At 43.1% G+C, this 14717-nt stretch carries 15 protein-coding genes; 5 read left to right on the forward strand and 10 right to left on the reverse strand.

The features are described from left to right. Positions 1–58 precede the first annotated feature (58 nt). From cxpE to FTV42_RS01045, 4 genes are all read left to right on the forward strand, one after another. Entirely contained in the window at positions 59–1279 is a 1221-nt protein-coding gene (gene cxpE / locus FTV42_RS01030; protein ID WP_004645686.1) for a chloramphenicol efflux transporter CxpE, read from the forward strand. A 14-nt stretch (positions 1280–1293) separates the two neighbouring features. After that, on the forward strand, positions 1294–1998 hold the full coding sequence (gene hda, locus FTV42_RS01035) for a DnaA regulatory inactivator Hda (protein ID WP_180037145.1): 705 nt from the start codon (positions 1294–1296) through the stop codon (positions 1996–1998). Between the two features lie 120 nt (positions 1999–2118). Then, on the forward strand, positions 2119–3918 hold the full coding sequence (rbtA, locus tag FTV42_RS01040; protein WP_180037146.1) for a rhombotarget A: 1800 nt from the start codon (positions 2119–2121) through the stop codon (positions 3916–3918). Positions 3919–3927: 9 nt separating this feature from the next. Next, complete coding sequence (locus FTV42_RS01045; RefSeq protein ID WP_005247617.1) at positions 3928–6339, forward strand: CSLREA domain-containing protein; 2412 nt, start codon at positions 3928–3930, stop codon at positions 6337–6339. 56 nt (positions 6340–6395) lie between these two features. Here FTV42_RS01045 and FTV42_RS01050 read toward each other — a convergent pair whose 3' ends face one another. From FTV42_RS01050 to FTV42_RS01070, 5 genes are all read right to left on the reverse strand, one after another. Then, positions 6396–6806 carry a DUF3106 domain-containing protein gene (locus FTV42_RS01050; protein WP_004645681.1) on the reverse strand — a complete coding sequence of 137 codons (411 nt, stop codon included), beginning with the start codon at positions 6804–6806 and terminating at the stop codon, positions 6396–6398. Beyond that, the gene (locus FTV42_RS01055; RefSeq protein WP_004645680.1) at positions 6796–7113 is read right to left on the reverse strand and encodes a hypothetical protein; all 318 of its coding nucleotides are present in this window, start codon (positions 7111–7113) and stop codon (positions 6796–6798) included. Before FTV42_RS01055 ends, FTV42_RS01050 begins: the two co-directional genes overlap by 11 nt. After that, on the reverse strand, positions 7110–7724 hold the full coding sequence (locus tag FTV42_RS01060; RefSeq protein WP_004645678.1) for an RNA polymerase sigma factor: 615 nt from the start codon (positions 7722–7724) through the stop codon (positions 7110–7112). The genes FTV42_RS01055 and FTV42_RS01060 overlap by 4 nt, the downstream gene beginning before the upstream one ends. 167 nt (positions 7725–7891) lie before the next feature. Next, positions 7892–8668 carry an RNA methyltransferase gene (locus FTV42_RS01065; RefSeq protein WP_004279118.1) on the reverse strand — a complete coding sequence of 259 codons (777 nt, stop codon included), beginning with the start codon at positions 8666–8668 and terminating at the stop codon, positions 7892–7894. Positions 8669–8719: 51 nt separating this feature from the next. Continuing rightward, a complete protein-coding gene (locus FTV42_RS01070; RefSeq protein ID WP_004731742.1) occupies positions 8720–9694 on the reverse strand; it encodes a class 1 fructose-bisphosphatase in 975 nt (324 codons plus the stop codon). Positions 9695–9874: 180 nt separating this feature from the next. Here FTV42_RS01070 and FTV42_RS01075 point away from each other — a divergent pair, with 180 nt between their 5' ends. Continuing rightward, positions 9875–10060, forward strand: coding sequence for an NF038105 family protein (locus FTV42_RS01075; RefSeq protein WP_004645674.1), 186 nt, complete (start codon positions 9875–9877; stop codon positions 10058–10060). A gap of 79 nt (positions 10061–10139) precedes the next feature. On the opposite strand, the gene pal is transcribed toward FTV42_RS01075, so the two are convergent. From pal to tolQ, 5 genes are all read right to left on the reverse strand, one after another. Next, positions 10140–10712, reverse strand: a complete 573-nt coding sequence (pal, locus tag FTV42_RS01080; RefSeq protein WP_004279115.1) for a peptidoglycan-associated lipoprotein Pal — start codon at positions 10710–10712, stop codon at positions 10140–10142. A 54-nt stretch (positions 10713–10766) separates the two neighbouring features. Continuing rightward, a complete protein-coding gene (tolB, locus tag FTV42_RS01085) occupies positions 10767–12050 on the reverse strand; it encodes a Tol-Pal system beta propeller repeat protein TolB (protein ID WP_171488346.1) in 1284 nt (427 codons plus the stop codon). Between the two features lie 204 nt (positions 12051–12254). Then, positions 12255–13550: a cell envelope integrity protein TolA gene (tolA, locus tag FTV42_RS01090; RefSeq protein ID WP_071850622.1), complete on the reverse strand. Its 1296-nt coding sequence runs from the start codon at positions 13548–13550 to the stop codon at positions 12255–12257. Between the two features lie 3 nt (positions 13551–13553). Next, positions 13554–14003: a protein TolR gene (tolR, locus tag FTV42_RS01095; RefSeq protein WP_004731735.1), complete on the reverse strand. Its 450-nt coding sequence runs from the start codon at positions 14001–14003 to the stop codon at positions 13554–13556. Further along, positions 14003–14701 (reverse strand): protein TolQ, encoded by a 699-nt coding sequence (gene tolQ / locus FTV42_RS01100; RefSeq protein ID WP_180037147.1) that lies wholly within the window; start codon positions 14699–14701, stop codon positions 14003–14005. The genes tolR and tolQ overlap by 1 nt, the downstream gene beginning before the upstream one ends. Positions 14702–14717: the final 16 nt, after the last annotated feature.

Raw genomic sequence — 14717 nt, forward strand, 5'->3', positions numbered from 1 at the left:
TATCTTTATTAAAATATTTTAATTTTTAGAATGATTAATAGAGAAAAGGCAAGATTCTATGGTCGATCGTACTTTACGGCGCATTCTTATACTTGCTGGTATAGCATTGATACTTTGGGTTTTATATCTGCTTAAACCAGTTGTAGTTCCTTTTGTTGCAGCTTTTCTAATTGCTTATTTATTTAGCCCCTTGGTTAATGTTTTGCACCGCATTGGGCTGGCTCGATGGCTCTCGATCAGTATCGTATTTATCGGGATTGGGATCGTGGTTACATTGGTGATGTGGTATCTGGTGCCACTAGTCTGGCAGCAGCTGATGTATGCGCGTGATAGCATTCCGGCCGGGATTCACTGGATCAATTACACGTTCCTACCTTGGCTTTCCGATAGCTTTAATCTGGTTCCGATGGAGATCGATACTGACCAGATTTCCTCAGTAGTAATGGACTATGTCCAGACCAATTATAGTGCTGACAGTATTCAGGCAATGCTGCTGAAACTGGCACAATCTGGTCTGAACTTTATCCAGATTGGTGGCACGATTGTCCTGATTCCGATTATTGCCTTTTATTTCTTGCTGGATTGGGATCGTATGTTAGACAGCTTACGCCGTCTAATTCCCCGTCCTTATGAAAAAACAACCTTAACTATTGTGAGTGAATGTCATAGTGTGTTAGGTGCCTTTGTCAAAGGTCAGTTCCTGGTCATGGTTCTGCTGGGCGTAGTCTATGCAGTGGGACTGCAACTGATTGGCCTAGAGATTGGCTTGATCATTGGGATGATTGCCGGATTGTGCAGTATCATTCCGTATCTTGGTTTTGCGGTTGGAATTATTGCCGCAGTCATTGCAACCTTTTTCCAATTTGGAATCGACTGGTGGCAACTGGTATTGGTCGGGATTGTCTTTATGGTCGGGCAGGCCGTCGAAGGCTATATTCTGCAACCGTTCTTGCTAGGTGATAAAATTGGTCTTTCTCCTGTAGCTGTAGTATTTGCAGTTCTGGCAGGTGCACAACTGGCCGGTTTCTTGGGCATGCTGATTGCCTTACCGGTGGCAGCCGTGATTGTGGTACTGCTGCGGCATATCCGTGAGTATTATGAACATACGCCATTTTATGGTGATCGGGCTGTTATCATACAAGATGCATCTACCGGTTCAATCAATATTGAAACAGCAGACTTAGATGTTGATATTGAAATGAAAAAGCCACAGAAAAAACCGCTGCAAGCAGAGGAGAACTCAAGTAAAATTCATGATCCACATCGTAAAGACTCATAAGGCCAAAAAATCGTATGCGTCAATTGCAGTTAGATATAGAACCTCAGCTCGATGCCCGAATCAGTGATTTTTCAGGGCCGGGTTGGGGGCATGTCATTGATGCTGTCCGTCAATTACATGCAGGCCTGATCAACCAATTTTATGTCTATGGGGGAGCCGGTACAGGTAAAAGTCATTTGTTGTCTGCCATCTGTGACTCTTATCTGGAAGTAGGTAAATCTGCAATTCAGGTATCTTTGCTTGAGCTTTTAGATGCACCGACTGAGGCGATTACTTCTCTAGATCGTTTTGATCTGGTAGCACTTGATGATATCGAAGCGATTAGTGGCGTACCCCATTGGCAACGCGCAGTATTTCACTTGATTAATTATAATAATGAAGGTGGTGGGCAGTTGGTGTTTTCGTCACGTTTTGCACCTATCGAACTCAAACTCGAATTGCCAGATTTACAATCCCGTCTCACGCAGGCGGTCAGTACCCGTGTTCCGAGTGGCAGTTTGTATGCTGATCGCTATGCGCTGGTTTCCTCGGTACTCGATCGTCGTGGGATCCATTTAGACCCTCAAATCTTTGACTATTTACTAGGCCATGGGCCACATCAAACTTCAGTGCTGCTTCAAAGATTAGAGCAGATTATTCAATTGCTTAAAGGGGAAAAATTGAAAGTCAGCAATGCTAATCTGCGGCAGATATATGCCTTGATTGACGAATATCGGTAAAATATAAAAATTCTTGAGTAATTACTCAGTCTATGACACAGTAAGGCAAAATAATTCGCTGTTGCAAGGATTCTGCAACTTTAGAAGAAAAAGAAAGAAATAAAAATTAAGGAGAAGGTTATGCTCAAGAAGAGCATAGGCATAGCTTTGCTATGTATAGCGGGGCAGTCGTATAGTGCAGATATTATTGTAACCACTACAGAAGATATTGAAAAAGATGACAAGGAATGTTCACTTCGAGAAGCTGTTGAGTATGTTAACCGTGGCTTAGCTAAATCAGGTTTTATGGGGTGTGGTGGGGAGAACTCATCCAGTACCATTATTTTAAAAGAAAAAAATACCTATGTGTTGAACCAGCATATCGCGATTAAAAAATCTCTTACCATCCGTGCGGTCGCAGAAAGTGATGGCGAATTCAGTACGGATGAAAAAGCATTAGGCTTGCATAATGCTCATATTCAAATGAAAGGTACTGATAACCTTTTCCGGATCAACAGTACAGATACATTGGTTCAGTTAAATTTGAAAGAACTGGATCTTGAAGGCTGTGGTAAAACCAGTTGTGCTGAAAAAGGTGGCCTAATTTATAATAAAGGTCAGCTAATTCTAGAATATAACCGTCTATTTAATGCTGCTGCCAACTTGGGTGGGGCAATTTATAATGCTGGCAAGTTTGGTCAGAACTTAACAAGCCGTGCACAAATTAAAAATAGTCTGATCGAAAATAATAAAGCCCAACGAGGCGGGATCCTGTATAGCGAGCTACCTGCTTTCCTCATTTATCAAAGTGTACTTAAAAATAATCAGACACTGGATAATTCCGCGACCAATATTTATAGCGCGGGACAGTTTGCTGACTCCAGTAAAGATCAAGGTATTAGTGGGGAGGTATTAAGTAGTACGATACTAAAAAATAAGGGTGTATTTATTAATGTCCTGGACGGGATGGGATTGAATAATCTCACCATAGTTGACAATGAAAATACTGCTTTAAATATCCATGCACCGTATGGAAGAGCTTATGTAGCGAATAGTATTATTTTAAGAAATGGTACACAGGATTGCCAAATTATCACTGGTGATAAGTCTGTGTCGCAAAATAATCTGCTGACAGCCTCGTGTGGTGTAGGGGATGCCGTCGCGCCGAACCAGTTCTGGAATGGTACACGACTTTTTGCTGAATCCTCAGATAAAAGTGAAGGTATTTGTCAGACCCTACAAGAAAATAATAATGCCATACTTTGTCCATATAGCGTTCCTAAAGGACAATTTCTCGGTTATATGCGCCCACGAATTTTGTTGAACTATATCCTTGTGAGTGAATCACCGATTGTGAATAGAGGCACAGGATTGAGTTTAGCAAATCCAACGGTAGCATGTGAAGCGGCAGATCAGCGCGGGATCAACCGTTTGATGGATAATCTGTTTTGTGATCGTGGTGCTGTTGAAATCACGATACCAATCTCAGGCAGTCTGGTGGGACAAGATCTGTTAAAGGGTGAAATTGCCAAGTTTTCAATTGAATCTTATCTGGGAGATAGTGATTTAATTCCAAAAGAACAGTGTAATGCCATTGTTGGTCAGAATCCGACGGGGGAGCCTTGGCAAGATGGCTGTTTGAAAGTGGTACAAACCAAAACAGCTTCCAAGGGTAAAACAATCATCGATATTCATGGCAATGTCGTTTATACCCCGGATTCTACCTGGCATGGAGCAGATATTTTCGAACTACAAGTGGTGACCTCATCGACACGGTTTAATAAAAGTAAACCTTATTTGACTATTACTACTCAAATTGTTCAGGAGCCAAAAAATGAAATGGAAGACAAAGCAGTCAAAACTTCAGGCGGCTCATGGGGTGGTGGTGGGCTACTGATTTTACTCGGATTAATAGGTTTACGCCGTGGATTAAAAGATTAAGGAAAAATCATGAAAAATTATAAAAAAGGACTGCTTGCGGCCATGATTTTATCTGCCATGAGTTTGATGGCAGCCGAAGATAAAACGATATATGTAACTACTTTTGCTGATGAAGATGGCGAGAATAATAATGCCTGTTCTTTGCGAGAAGCCATTAAAACTGCAAAACTGGATAAATCTTATGGCGGATGTAATGTAGGACGTACGCTTCGATTGGATGGTTCAGCTGCAGATGTGATTCAGCTTGAAGCAGGCGAGTACAAATTAGATAAAGAGCTGATCGTAGAGTCAGCGCTCAAAATTTATGGGAAAACTCCGCTTAACTATGCTAGTCGTAGTCCGATTACGCTGTTATATCCAACCCGGGAGGCTTTAAAAAGTACTATTTCAGGCCAGGGGAAAACCAGATTATTTAATAGTATGGCCAGCCAATCCAGTCTGGAAATTCATCATCTGATCTTAAAGGATGGTTATGCAGCAATAAATACCTTGGATAAAGGTAATGGCGGTACTTTTTATGTAGCTGGGCCTTTAAGTATTAATACCAGTGAAATAGTAAATTCCCGAGCAGCTGCAGAAGGTGGGGCGATTTATAGTGTAGCAATGAATACGGAAAGGAATATTGTCATTCAGGATTCTTTGATTCAAAAAAATCAGGCGAGTTCATATGGTAGTGTTTTGGCGATGGACTGTCAGGGAAATTTAGGGACAACTCAAACCAATGTGAAAATTAATTCCAGTAGTATTGTTAAAAACGGTTCAGACACTACTAACAGTATTATTGATTTTTGTGGCTATGCCACAGTAGAAATTGTTAACTCTACTATTGCGAAGAATACTGCAAGTACTACAGGACATATTGTGCGTATGACGAATGAAGTTAATCGTCCCCTCAGTAAATTCTCCAGTTTAACTGCATTAAGTAATACTATTGTTGAAAATACAGCCCAATCTACTTTATTTTATGACAATACCGGTTTTAGATATTTTAATTTCAATGTTTTAGCCTTTAACCAAGGCCTGTCTTGTGAATATGCCTTAAATCAGGGGAATCCGACCAAGGCACAACGTGTTGAATTTTCTACAATTCGAAATGCAATTCAAACGACTGGGCCATCACGTTGCGTATTGCCAGAATTAGACGAAGATACTACTTCAAATAATCTTGATGTCTCTAACAATATAATCAGCAGTTTATTAACAAATTATATTGAGCCTGCTATTGATAATCGCTATTTAGGGCTATATTACCCGCGTGATAATCAGACCGCAACGGATTTGGTAGATATCGGAGTGAGTGGCTGTATTGAACAAGACCAGCGTGGTATTGATCGTGTGATTGGATCCACATTAACATTTGATCCAAGTGCAAAAAATACTTGCGAGATCGGCTCAGTTGAAATCCGACGTTTGACTGCAGCCGATATTACGGACTTGCAAAATAAGAGTTTGGTAGAACTCAATGACTTTTATCAGGAGAATATAGATGATCTCGAAGAAATCATTGCTGATAAAAATACTCCAGAAAATGAGCTTCCTGGTTTAAAGGAAGAATTGAAAAGTTATCAGGATTTGCTTAAATATACCAAGCAATATCAGAAATATCGTGCAATCTATATTAATCCTTTTATCTTGGCTATGCCTCAAGAAACTCTAACCAATGATAAGATTCAAATTAAAGCCTTAAATTCAGAAAATTATGAGGTCAGTGTAAAAACTTTAGGTGTTGGTAAGTTAATTGGTACTGGTAATTCGACCACTGTGGAAGGAAATCCCAATGATCCAAATCTTAAATGTGAGTGGAAACCTGATTTAAACCGGATCATGATGTATCGCACTGATGGTAAGCAGACCAGTTCGGTTGATATGGAGTTCTGTAGTTATACACTTAAAGACCAGGCTACAGGTGTAAGCAGTGCTGGCCTCTTAAGAGCAGCTTTTAACAACATTGCACCAATTGCAAAAGATGATGAATATCGGCTTAGTCCAGAGAATAATCTTACAGTGATGGTAAATCCGCTTGAAAATGATAGTGATGATGGGGATGGGCCTCTACCATCAGGAAAGTCGGCTTTTTATCAAGATAAAGATGGAAAAGAGATCCCGATTCATATTGTTAAGCTGCCTGCGGGAGTTTCACTGAAGGCAGAGCGACAAGGAGCCTGTCCTGATACCTACCAAAATCAGACCTGTTATGGTGGACAGCTGACATTTAGTGTAAAAAATAATTTAAGCCAGGCAAATTACAGCATGGATTATGCGATTTTTGATGCTGATGAAAAAATGTCAGAAAAAGCGACAATCTTGTTACGTAATACAGTTAAAAATACGAATACGTCCTCAAGTGGTGGTGGGGCAATTGGAATGTGGGGGCTACTAGGATTATTAGGGCTTGCAGGTTATCGACGCTTAAGAAAATAAAATATGATTGAAACATCAAAAAAGCCTCCATATGGAGGCTTTTTTATATTAAATTTTTAATGCGAGTTAGGCTGCTGAGTCACTTGCTGATATTTGAGAATGTATTCTTCGCGAATGGCAAGGCGTTGCTCAGGAGACGCTTTTTGCATACGTGCGCCCAGTTCTTTGCGTTCCTGACTGCTCATCATTTGCCAAGTCTCACGCATTCTTTGTTTTTCCGCATTAGGGAGTTGAGTAAACCAGTCCATACGCTGCTGTAAGCTAACACGTTGTTGTTCGGGGATTTCTTTTAGAGATTGGTAACGTTTAATCAGTGCCAATTGTTCAGAATCAGAAAGACTATCCCAAGTATCAGTTACTTGGGTATTCGCATCTTTGGAAAATAGCCAAAAACGTTCAAATCCTGCAAAGCTGGTTTGCAGAAAACTGAATGCACAAAAAGCAATCACCAATTTTTTAGCTGCCATGTGGAACTTTGTCCTCACCTAAAACCATTAACATTTCTAAATCTTCAAGCATTTGCGGAGACAGTTTTGGGACTGACACCATTTGAGTTTGCGGTTCGTTATGGTCCGAAAGATTCGGTAATACCACAACGCCTGCAATCGCAGCTGCCAAAGCAAAACCTGACATTTTTAGAAATGCAAAGCGTGAGTGTTTTGAATCCTGAATTTCTTCAAGAACATGGTGCATGACAACAGGTTTGTCTTTATGTTGTTGTGCCAGTCCATCAAGTTTGGAAGTTACTTGTTTTAAGAAATCATCTTGATTCATTCGGATGACCCTCCCAGATATGGATTTAAATGTGCTAAAGAGGCACGTAAGCCTTGGATAGCACGGTGATAATGGGTTTTTACACTGCCTTCTGTGCAGTTCATAATTTGTGCGGTGGTATGCGTATCAAATCCTTCCCAGGCTCTGAGCATAAATGCCTGCTGCTGACGCACAGGCAATTTTGCAATCGCTTCCTGGATTTCTTCAGCAGTGACTGCCTGATCGAGAAAGTCCAGCGGCGTTGGTGTTGATTCATCGACGACATCATCAAATTCAATTTCGTCATCATCGAGACTGACTTTTTTGAAAAATGAAAACATTTGACCACGCCGTGACTCTTTACGACGCCAGTCCTGTAACTTGTTGTTGAGAATGGTATAAAACAGGGGATACCATTCTTCAGTGCTTTTTTCTGCATAGGATTTGTGTAAGGAAATGAAAGCTTCCTGAACCAGATCCATAGCAATACCATGATGACCTTGAGTCGCACTTTCCATCATCACCAAGGCACGCCCAGTCACATCCTGCATAAAATTCTTCAGACGTGCTTCAGCCGTACTCTTCAGAATACTTACATCGTGTGTTTGCAACTGTTTTGGTGCTAAATCCATAGAGATGGAAAATCCTGTCATTGGACACCCACCATTATTCCCAAGTTCATAATCATATAACGTTGGGAATCCTGGTTTGGTTGACAATTAAGTTTATTATTTTTGTAGTTTAATCTATTTTATACACGGGCAGGGCCGTATTAAAACACTGTAACCTAAATCCCTAATTAGATACGTTGACGTACCATTTCAAAGAAACAGATCGAACCGGCAATTGCGACATTCAGTGATTCCTGACCTCCAGGTTGCGGAATGCTAACGGCTTCAGCATGTTGCATCGCATAATCAGACACGCCTTGGCCTTCATTACCCAGAATCCACACGCAAGGTTTACGTAAGTCTTTTGAATACAGGCTTTCAGCACGGTGTGAGCTGGTTACATAGACAGGGATTTGAAATTGCTCAAGAATTTGTTCAAGCGCAATATTTTCAAAGGTTTGCAGCGTGAAATGTGCACCCATACCGGCACGTAATACGCGTGGAGACCAGAGCGATGCAGACCCTTTGGTACATACAATCTGTTCAATACCGGCAGCAGCAGCAGAGCGAAGCAGGGTGCCTACATTACCCGGATCCTGTACATTTTCCAGAATCAAAGTGTCTGCTTTAAAATCCAATGCATAATTTGCTGTTGGTAAAGTCACCACAGCTAAACAGGCTAAAGATGTTCCTAAGGTACTTAAATCTTTGTATAAAGACTCGCTTAGAACAAAGACCATACCTGTGTATTTTGCGAGAATTTTCTCGAAATCAGGATGTGAAAGTGCATGTTCAGTGGTGAAAATAGAATCAATTTTACGGTTTTCATGTAACCAGGCGAGAGACAGATGCGTGCCTTCTAAAACCGTTTGACCTTGTTTTTTACGATAGGTATTTTGTTCGATTAAACCACGTAAGTGTTTAATCTTTGGATTGTCTTTTGAATCAAGAAAAAAAGTTGGCATGGGGGATATAATCCACGGCAGCCGATTCAATATCGACTGCCGCTATAAAAATTAGTTGTGGTAGCTGGTCACAAGATCAACTTCGTTTTTAGAACCAATGATCACTGGCACACGTTGATGTAGATCTGTCGGTTCGATCTCAAGAATACGCACACGACCTGTAGTTGATGCACCGTCAGCCTGTTCCATGAGCATGCTCATTGGGTTAGCTTCATACATTAAACGCAGACGGCCAGCTTTAGCCGGATCTTTAAGGTCATATGGATACATGAAGATACCGCTACGGCAAAGAATACGGTGAATGTCGCCCACCATACAAGCAACCCAACGCATATTGAAGTCTTTTTCACGAGGACCGGTTTTGCCTGCTAACAATTCATCGATATAACGCTGTACTGGTGCTTCCCAATGACGTTGATTCGACGCATTGATCGCATATTCTTTAGTATCTGCAGCTACCTGAATTGCTTCAGAAGTCAGTAGGAATTCTTGAGTCTCAGGGTCATAGGTAAAGAACACTACGCCTGCGCCGACGGTCAATGCCAACATGGTCGATGGACCATAAAGCACATAACCTGCAGCTACCTGATGAACACCGGCTTGCATAAAGTCTTCTGCCTGAGTCACGGCATTTTTTGCAGGAAGAATCGAAAAAATGGTACCAACACACATATTGATGTCGATATTGCTTGAACCGTCTAATGGATCGAACAATACCAGAAATTGACCATTTTCTTGTGCAGGGGTGAATTCATCCAGTTCTTCTGAGGCCAAACCACCCACATTTGGATGTTGCTGCAAGGCATCAATCAAATAGTCATTAGAAATGACATCCAGCTTCTTTTGCTCTTCGCCTTGAACGTTTTCATGCTGTGCACTTCCCAATACACCCGCTAAAGCACCTTTTTGCAGTAATTGATCAATGTCTTTGCAAGTGTTTGCAATCGTTTCAATAACTTGTGCAAGTTCAGGTGTGAGATTCCCGCTTTGTTGTTGTAAAAACTGGGATAAAGTGCGGTATGACATAGGGGAAACTCCAAAACTTAAATCGGGAAAAAATGATCAAAACGATATGCGGCTATATTTTAGATGAGAACGTACTAAAAGAAAAATTAAACTGGATTATTTGTATCGATTTTGCCCTTGCAACTCCTGCGGAAAGTGCTATGTTGAAGACAAAGGAAAATTGAGAATAGGAGCACAGATATGACAACATTGAAGTTTGATGCGACTCCAACGCCAAGCGAAGGCATTACTTTAGATGATATCTCTGAAGACAAGATGAAAGAAGCCTGGCGGGATTATGAAGCAAAACCAGAGTACAAACAATTCAATAAACATGACCTGATCGAATCGATGCATCCGGCTGAACAAGATCAGCTTCCCAAGTAGACCGATTCTTTCATTGAAGCAAATAAAAAGCACTCATGATTGAGTGCTTTTTATTTGATGAAACCATCATGAATGAAAATTATTTCAACAATGGTGGTACCGCTTCATAATTAATTTCTACACGGCGGTTTTCTTTCCAGGCATTTTCGTCATGGCCCGCATTGATTGGCATTTCCTTGCCATAGCTAACTGCTTCTAGTTGACCAGGATTAACACCAGTCGTCACCAAGAAGCTTTCTACTGCTTTGGCACGACGCTCGCCAAGTGCCATGTTGTATTCACGGGTACCGCGTTCATCGGTATGGCCGGTGAGTGCTACACGTGAATTGGCATTGGCCATCAGGAATTGCGCATGGGCTTGCAGCGTATTTAGATCTTCATTGCTGAGTTCAGTACTGTCATAGTCAAAATGCACCACGCGTTTTGCCAAGAATGCTTTATTTTCTGCAGTAACACCTTTTGCAGAAGCACCTGCCATGTTTTGTGCATTCAGTGCTGCATCTTCACTCAGACCTTGAGTATTCACAGTTGTTGTACCGGTCGTATCTAAACCGCCCGTTTGAACTTCAGCGGCAGGCTTACGGCTCGCACAACCTGTCATGACAACAGCTGCTGCTAAAAGTGGCAAGGCAAATAATTTTACTTTGTTCATCTTCATCTCCATGAAGTTTGATTATGGGGTAAAGGGTTTATCAATATAAAAATCTTATTTTGGCGCCCAAGCCGGTTCACGGACTTCACCCGTTTCACTTGGTAAATTCATACGGAAGCGGCCATCCAGCGACATGATCGACAAGAGTCCGCGTGCACCTTCACGGGTGGCATAGACTACCATCTGGCCATTTGGCGAGAAGCTTGGCGATTCGTCCAGCGTCGTTGGCGTCAGAATATTGTTCACACCAGAGGTCATGTCCTGAACCGCAACTCGATAGTTACTGCCGCTTGGACGATGAACTAATGCAAGTTTTTTACCATCTGCGCTCAGCGTGCCGCGCGCGTTGAATGCACCACGGAAGGTCAGGCGTTTATTGCTACTTGATTCAAGATCATGGCGGTAAATTTGTGGAGAACCGCCACGGTCAGAAGTGAAAATAAAAGATTTTCCATCTGGTGAATAACGTGCTTCAGTATCAATGGCACTGTCATTGGTCATACGTTGTAGCTGACGCGTTTCCAGATTCATCTGGTAGATTTCCGGATTGCCGTGCATAGAAGCAGTAAACAGCATGCTCTTGCCATCTGGAGAGAAGCTCGGCGCACCATTCAAGCCGCGGAAGCTGGCCAGTTTTTCACGTTGTCCGGTCGCCAGATCCTGTACATAAATCGCCGGGCGTTTGGTTTCAAAGGACACGTAAGCGATTTTTTTGGCATCTGGTGTCCATGCTGGAGAAAGGATTGGATCACGTGAGGTCAAAATGGTCTTTGGCTGTTCACCATCGGTATCGGCAATCTGCAAGGTATAGCGCTGTTCCGGCGTAGCAGGATTACGCAGCACATAGGCAATACGTCCGCTAAAGTCACCTGGAATGCCGGTCAATGCCTGATAGATGGCATCACTGATCATATGCGCTGCCTGACGGGTGCGTGAGGCTGGAACAGTCAGCAATTCATTTAATAGATATTGTTTTTTTTCGACATCATAGAGCTGATACTGGATTTCAAAAGAACCATCGGCTGTGGCCTTGGATGAACCGGTGACCACATAGGGAACACCAGCCGATGCCCAAGCTTCTGCATTCGGATTATTCAATGTCGCTGTTGCAGGCAGGTTTTTTGAAGCACTGGTAAAGCGGCCAGAACGATTCAGGTCATTTTCCACAATAGGATAAATGCTCTGATCCTGGCTGAAAGGTACAACGGCAATTTTAGGTGCTGCCTCAGGTGCCTTGGTAATTTCCAGATGCAATTGGGCATAGGACTGGGTTGCCAATACAGGGCTTAAAGTGCTAATGATTGCGAGGCAGAGTAGATGTTTGCGAGTCTTTTCCATCATTCGTTATTTACTCAAATCAACGGATTTATTGTATAGGTGCTTGGGCTACATCATCGCATGGATTTAATAGAATAAAACCATGAATTTATGACCAAACTGTTATGACACTGTGAAAAGTGAATATTATTCAATCAATTTGAAGTGAAGTTTAGCTTAAAAAATAAAAGCCATCACAACATTATTTATGTGATGGCTCCGTTTTTATTGTGCAGTAAAGGTTGAGGTAAAGCTTCGTGCTTCACGGCGTGCATCTGGATCGGAAGGCATTGGATAAGGTGCAGCAGCACGGACTGCAGCTTCTACACTGGCTTTCATGTCTGAATCACTTGAATTCACAATGACCGAGACCACACCGCCATTATCATTCAGGGTTACACGTGCAGTCGCACGCTGGCCTGATGATCCGACTGGTGTATCCCAGGCGCGTTTGATCTTATTTTCAAAATCGCGCTTCGCAGTGGATGCAATCCGTTTTGATTCCGCTTTTTTCTGTGCAGCTTCTTCAGCAGCCTGTTTAGCGGCTGAAGCTTTGGCCTCTGCATCAGCTCTGGCTTTTGCTTCGGCATCTGCTTTGCGCTTGGCGTCTGCATCCGCTTTTGCCTTAGCGTCGGCATCTGCCTTGCGTTTGGCATCAGCGTCGGCTTTTGCTTTAGCAGCCGCATCCGCTTTGGCTTTCGCATCAGTGTCCGCTTTGCGTTTTGCCGCTGCATCATTTTTAGCCTTAGCTGCCGCGTCTGCTTTGGCTTTAGCCGCTGCATCGGCTTTAGCTTTCGCATCCGCATCTGCTTTACGTTTCGCCGCTGCATCATTATTGGCTTTTGCTGCCGCATCTGCCTTTGCTTTAGCAGCAGCTTCAGCCTTACGTTTGGCATCAGCCTCTGCTTTGGCTTTTGTTGCAGCATCCGCTTTTTGCTTGGCAGCTAAGTCAGCTTTTTTCTGTGCTTCCAGTTTGGCTTTTTGAGCAGCATCGGCTTTGCGTTGTGCATTCAGTTCAGCTTGGCGTGCAGCTTCGGCTTCCGCCTTGGATTTTTGCGCTGCATCGGCTTTAGCTTTGGCTGCTGCCTGTTTGGCCTGTTCAGCGGCTTGGGCACGTTTTGCTGCTTCCGCTGCTTGCTGCGCAGCCTTGGCTTGTGCTGCCTCTGCCGCTTTTAGCTCCTGCTGCGCTTTTTGTGTATCGACTTTTGGCGGAGGTGGAGTCACAGGTACAGCAGGGGCAGCAGTTGGAATGACAGGAGCCGGTTCTATACTGGGTTCAGCAGTTTGGGTAATTTCTTCTGCGACGTTTTCATGTGCAGTTTCCTCAAATTCGGTTTCTTCGCGAGTCACCGGTTTAAGGTCTTCTGGCTTGATCAGAACGGTTTTGATCTGTTTTGGCGGTTCAGGGGGTTTACTCATGCCCAGATAAAGTAAGCCCACCAAAGCCACTGCATGGATGCCGAGCGTAAATCCAATCGCAATTGCTTTTTTTTGAAAGGGCGGTTTCTGATAATTTTTCATACTTTATTCTAGGGGTTTGGTCAGTAAACCGACTTGAGAAAGGCCAGCATCCTGCAGGCTGGACATCAAGGCCATGACATCGCCATATGGACGGGTATTATGGCCATTGATCACGACATTGAGCACCTTGTTTTCATTTTGTGCCTGGGTTTGGGCATCAACCAGAGTACGCGTCAATTCTTCCAGTGTGACCGGACCAGTCGCCTGATTTTTATATTCTAGATAATATGAACCATCTTCTTTAAGCGTGACAATGGTCGGGGCATCCTTGGATTCGATCGGCAATCCGTTGGCCTGAGGCAAGTCAACCTTAATGCCGCTGGTAATCATCGGGGCAGTGACCATAAAGATCACCAACAGTACCAGCATCACATCGATATACGGTACGACATTCATGTCACTTTTTAGTGGTTTTTTAATACGCTGAAAGCGTCCTGAACCTTGAATCGCCATTAGTCTTTGTCCTGAGTTACGCCCACAGACTGACGTTGCAATAGCGCCACCATTTCTTCAGCAAACAGTGCACGGTCAGAGTAGACCGTTTCACCTTTGGCCGTGAAGTGGTTAAAGGCCAATACTGCTGGAATAGCTGCAAACAGACCGATCGCTGTTGCAATTAGTGCTTCTGCAATACCGGGTGCGACCGTCGCCAGTGTCACCTGATCAACATCTGCCAGGCCAATAAAGGCGTTCATGATGCCCCAGACTGTACCGAACAGACCGACATAAGGCGCAACCGAGCCAATACTTGCTAATGCACCCAGACCTTGTTCCAGATGACCTTGGTAACGGCTTAAACCGACACGCAGAATACGCTCTGTTCCTTCAATCGACTGGGCAGTTGGCGCATGGCGTTTTTTCAGTTTCAGGAACTCGCCCAGACCCTGATAGAAAATATCTTCAAGGCCGGTACGTTTAGAATTGAGTTGTGCATTGTTATACAGGGTGTTCAACTCAGCGCCAGACCAGAAGATTTTCTGGAAATGTTCATCATCGGCCTGGGCTTTTTTATAACTCATATAGAGCCTGGCAATCAGATACCAGCTATATATTGAGGCTAACAGGAGAGAAAGCATCACCAGTTGTACGACAGGGCTTGCTTGTAAAATAAGATCTGAAACTTGAAGAGATGATTCTAACTGAGTCGCCATAGTTGTTACGTGTGCC

The sequence above is a fragment of the Acinetobacter sp. YH16052 genome, from assembly GCF_013417155.1.
Lineage (GTDB): Bacteria > Pseudomonadota > Gammaproteobacteria > Pseudomonadales > Moraxellaceae > Acinetobacter.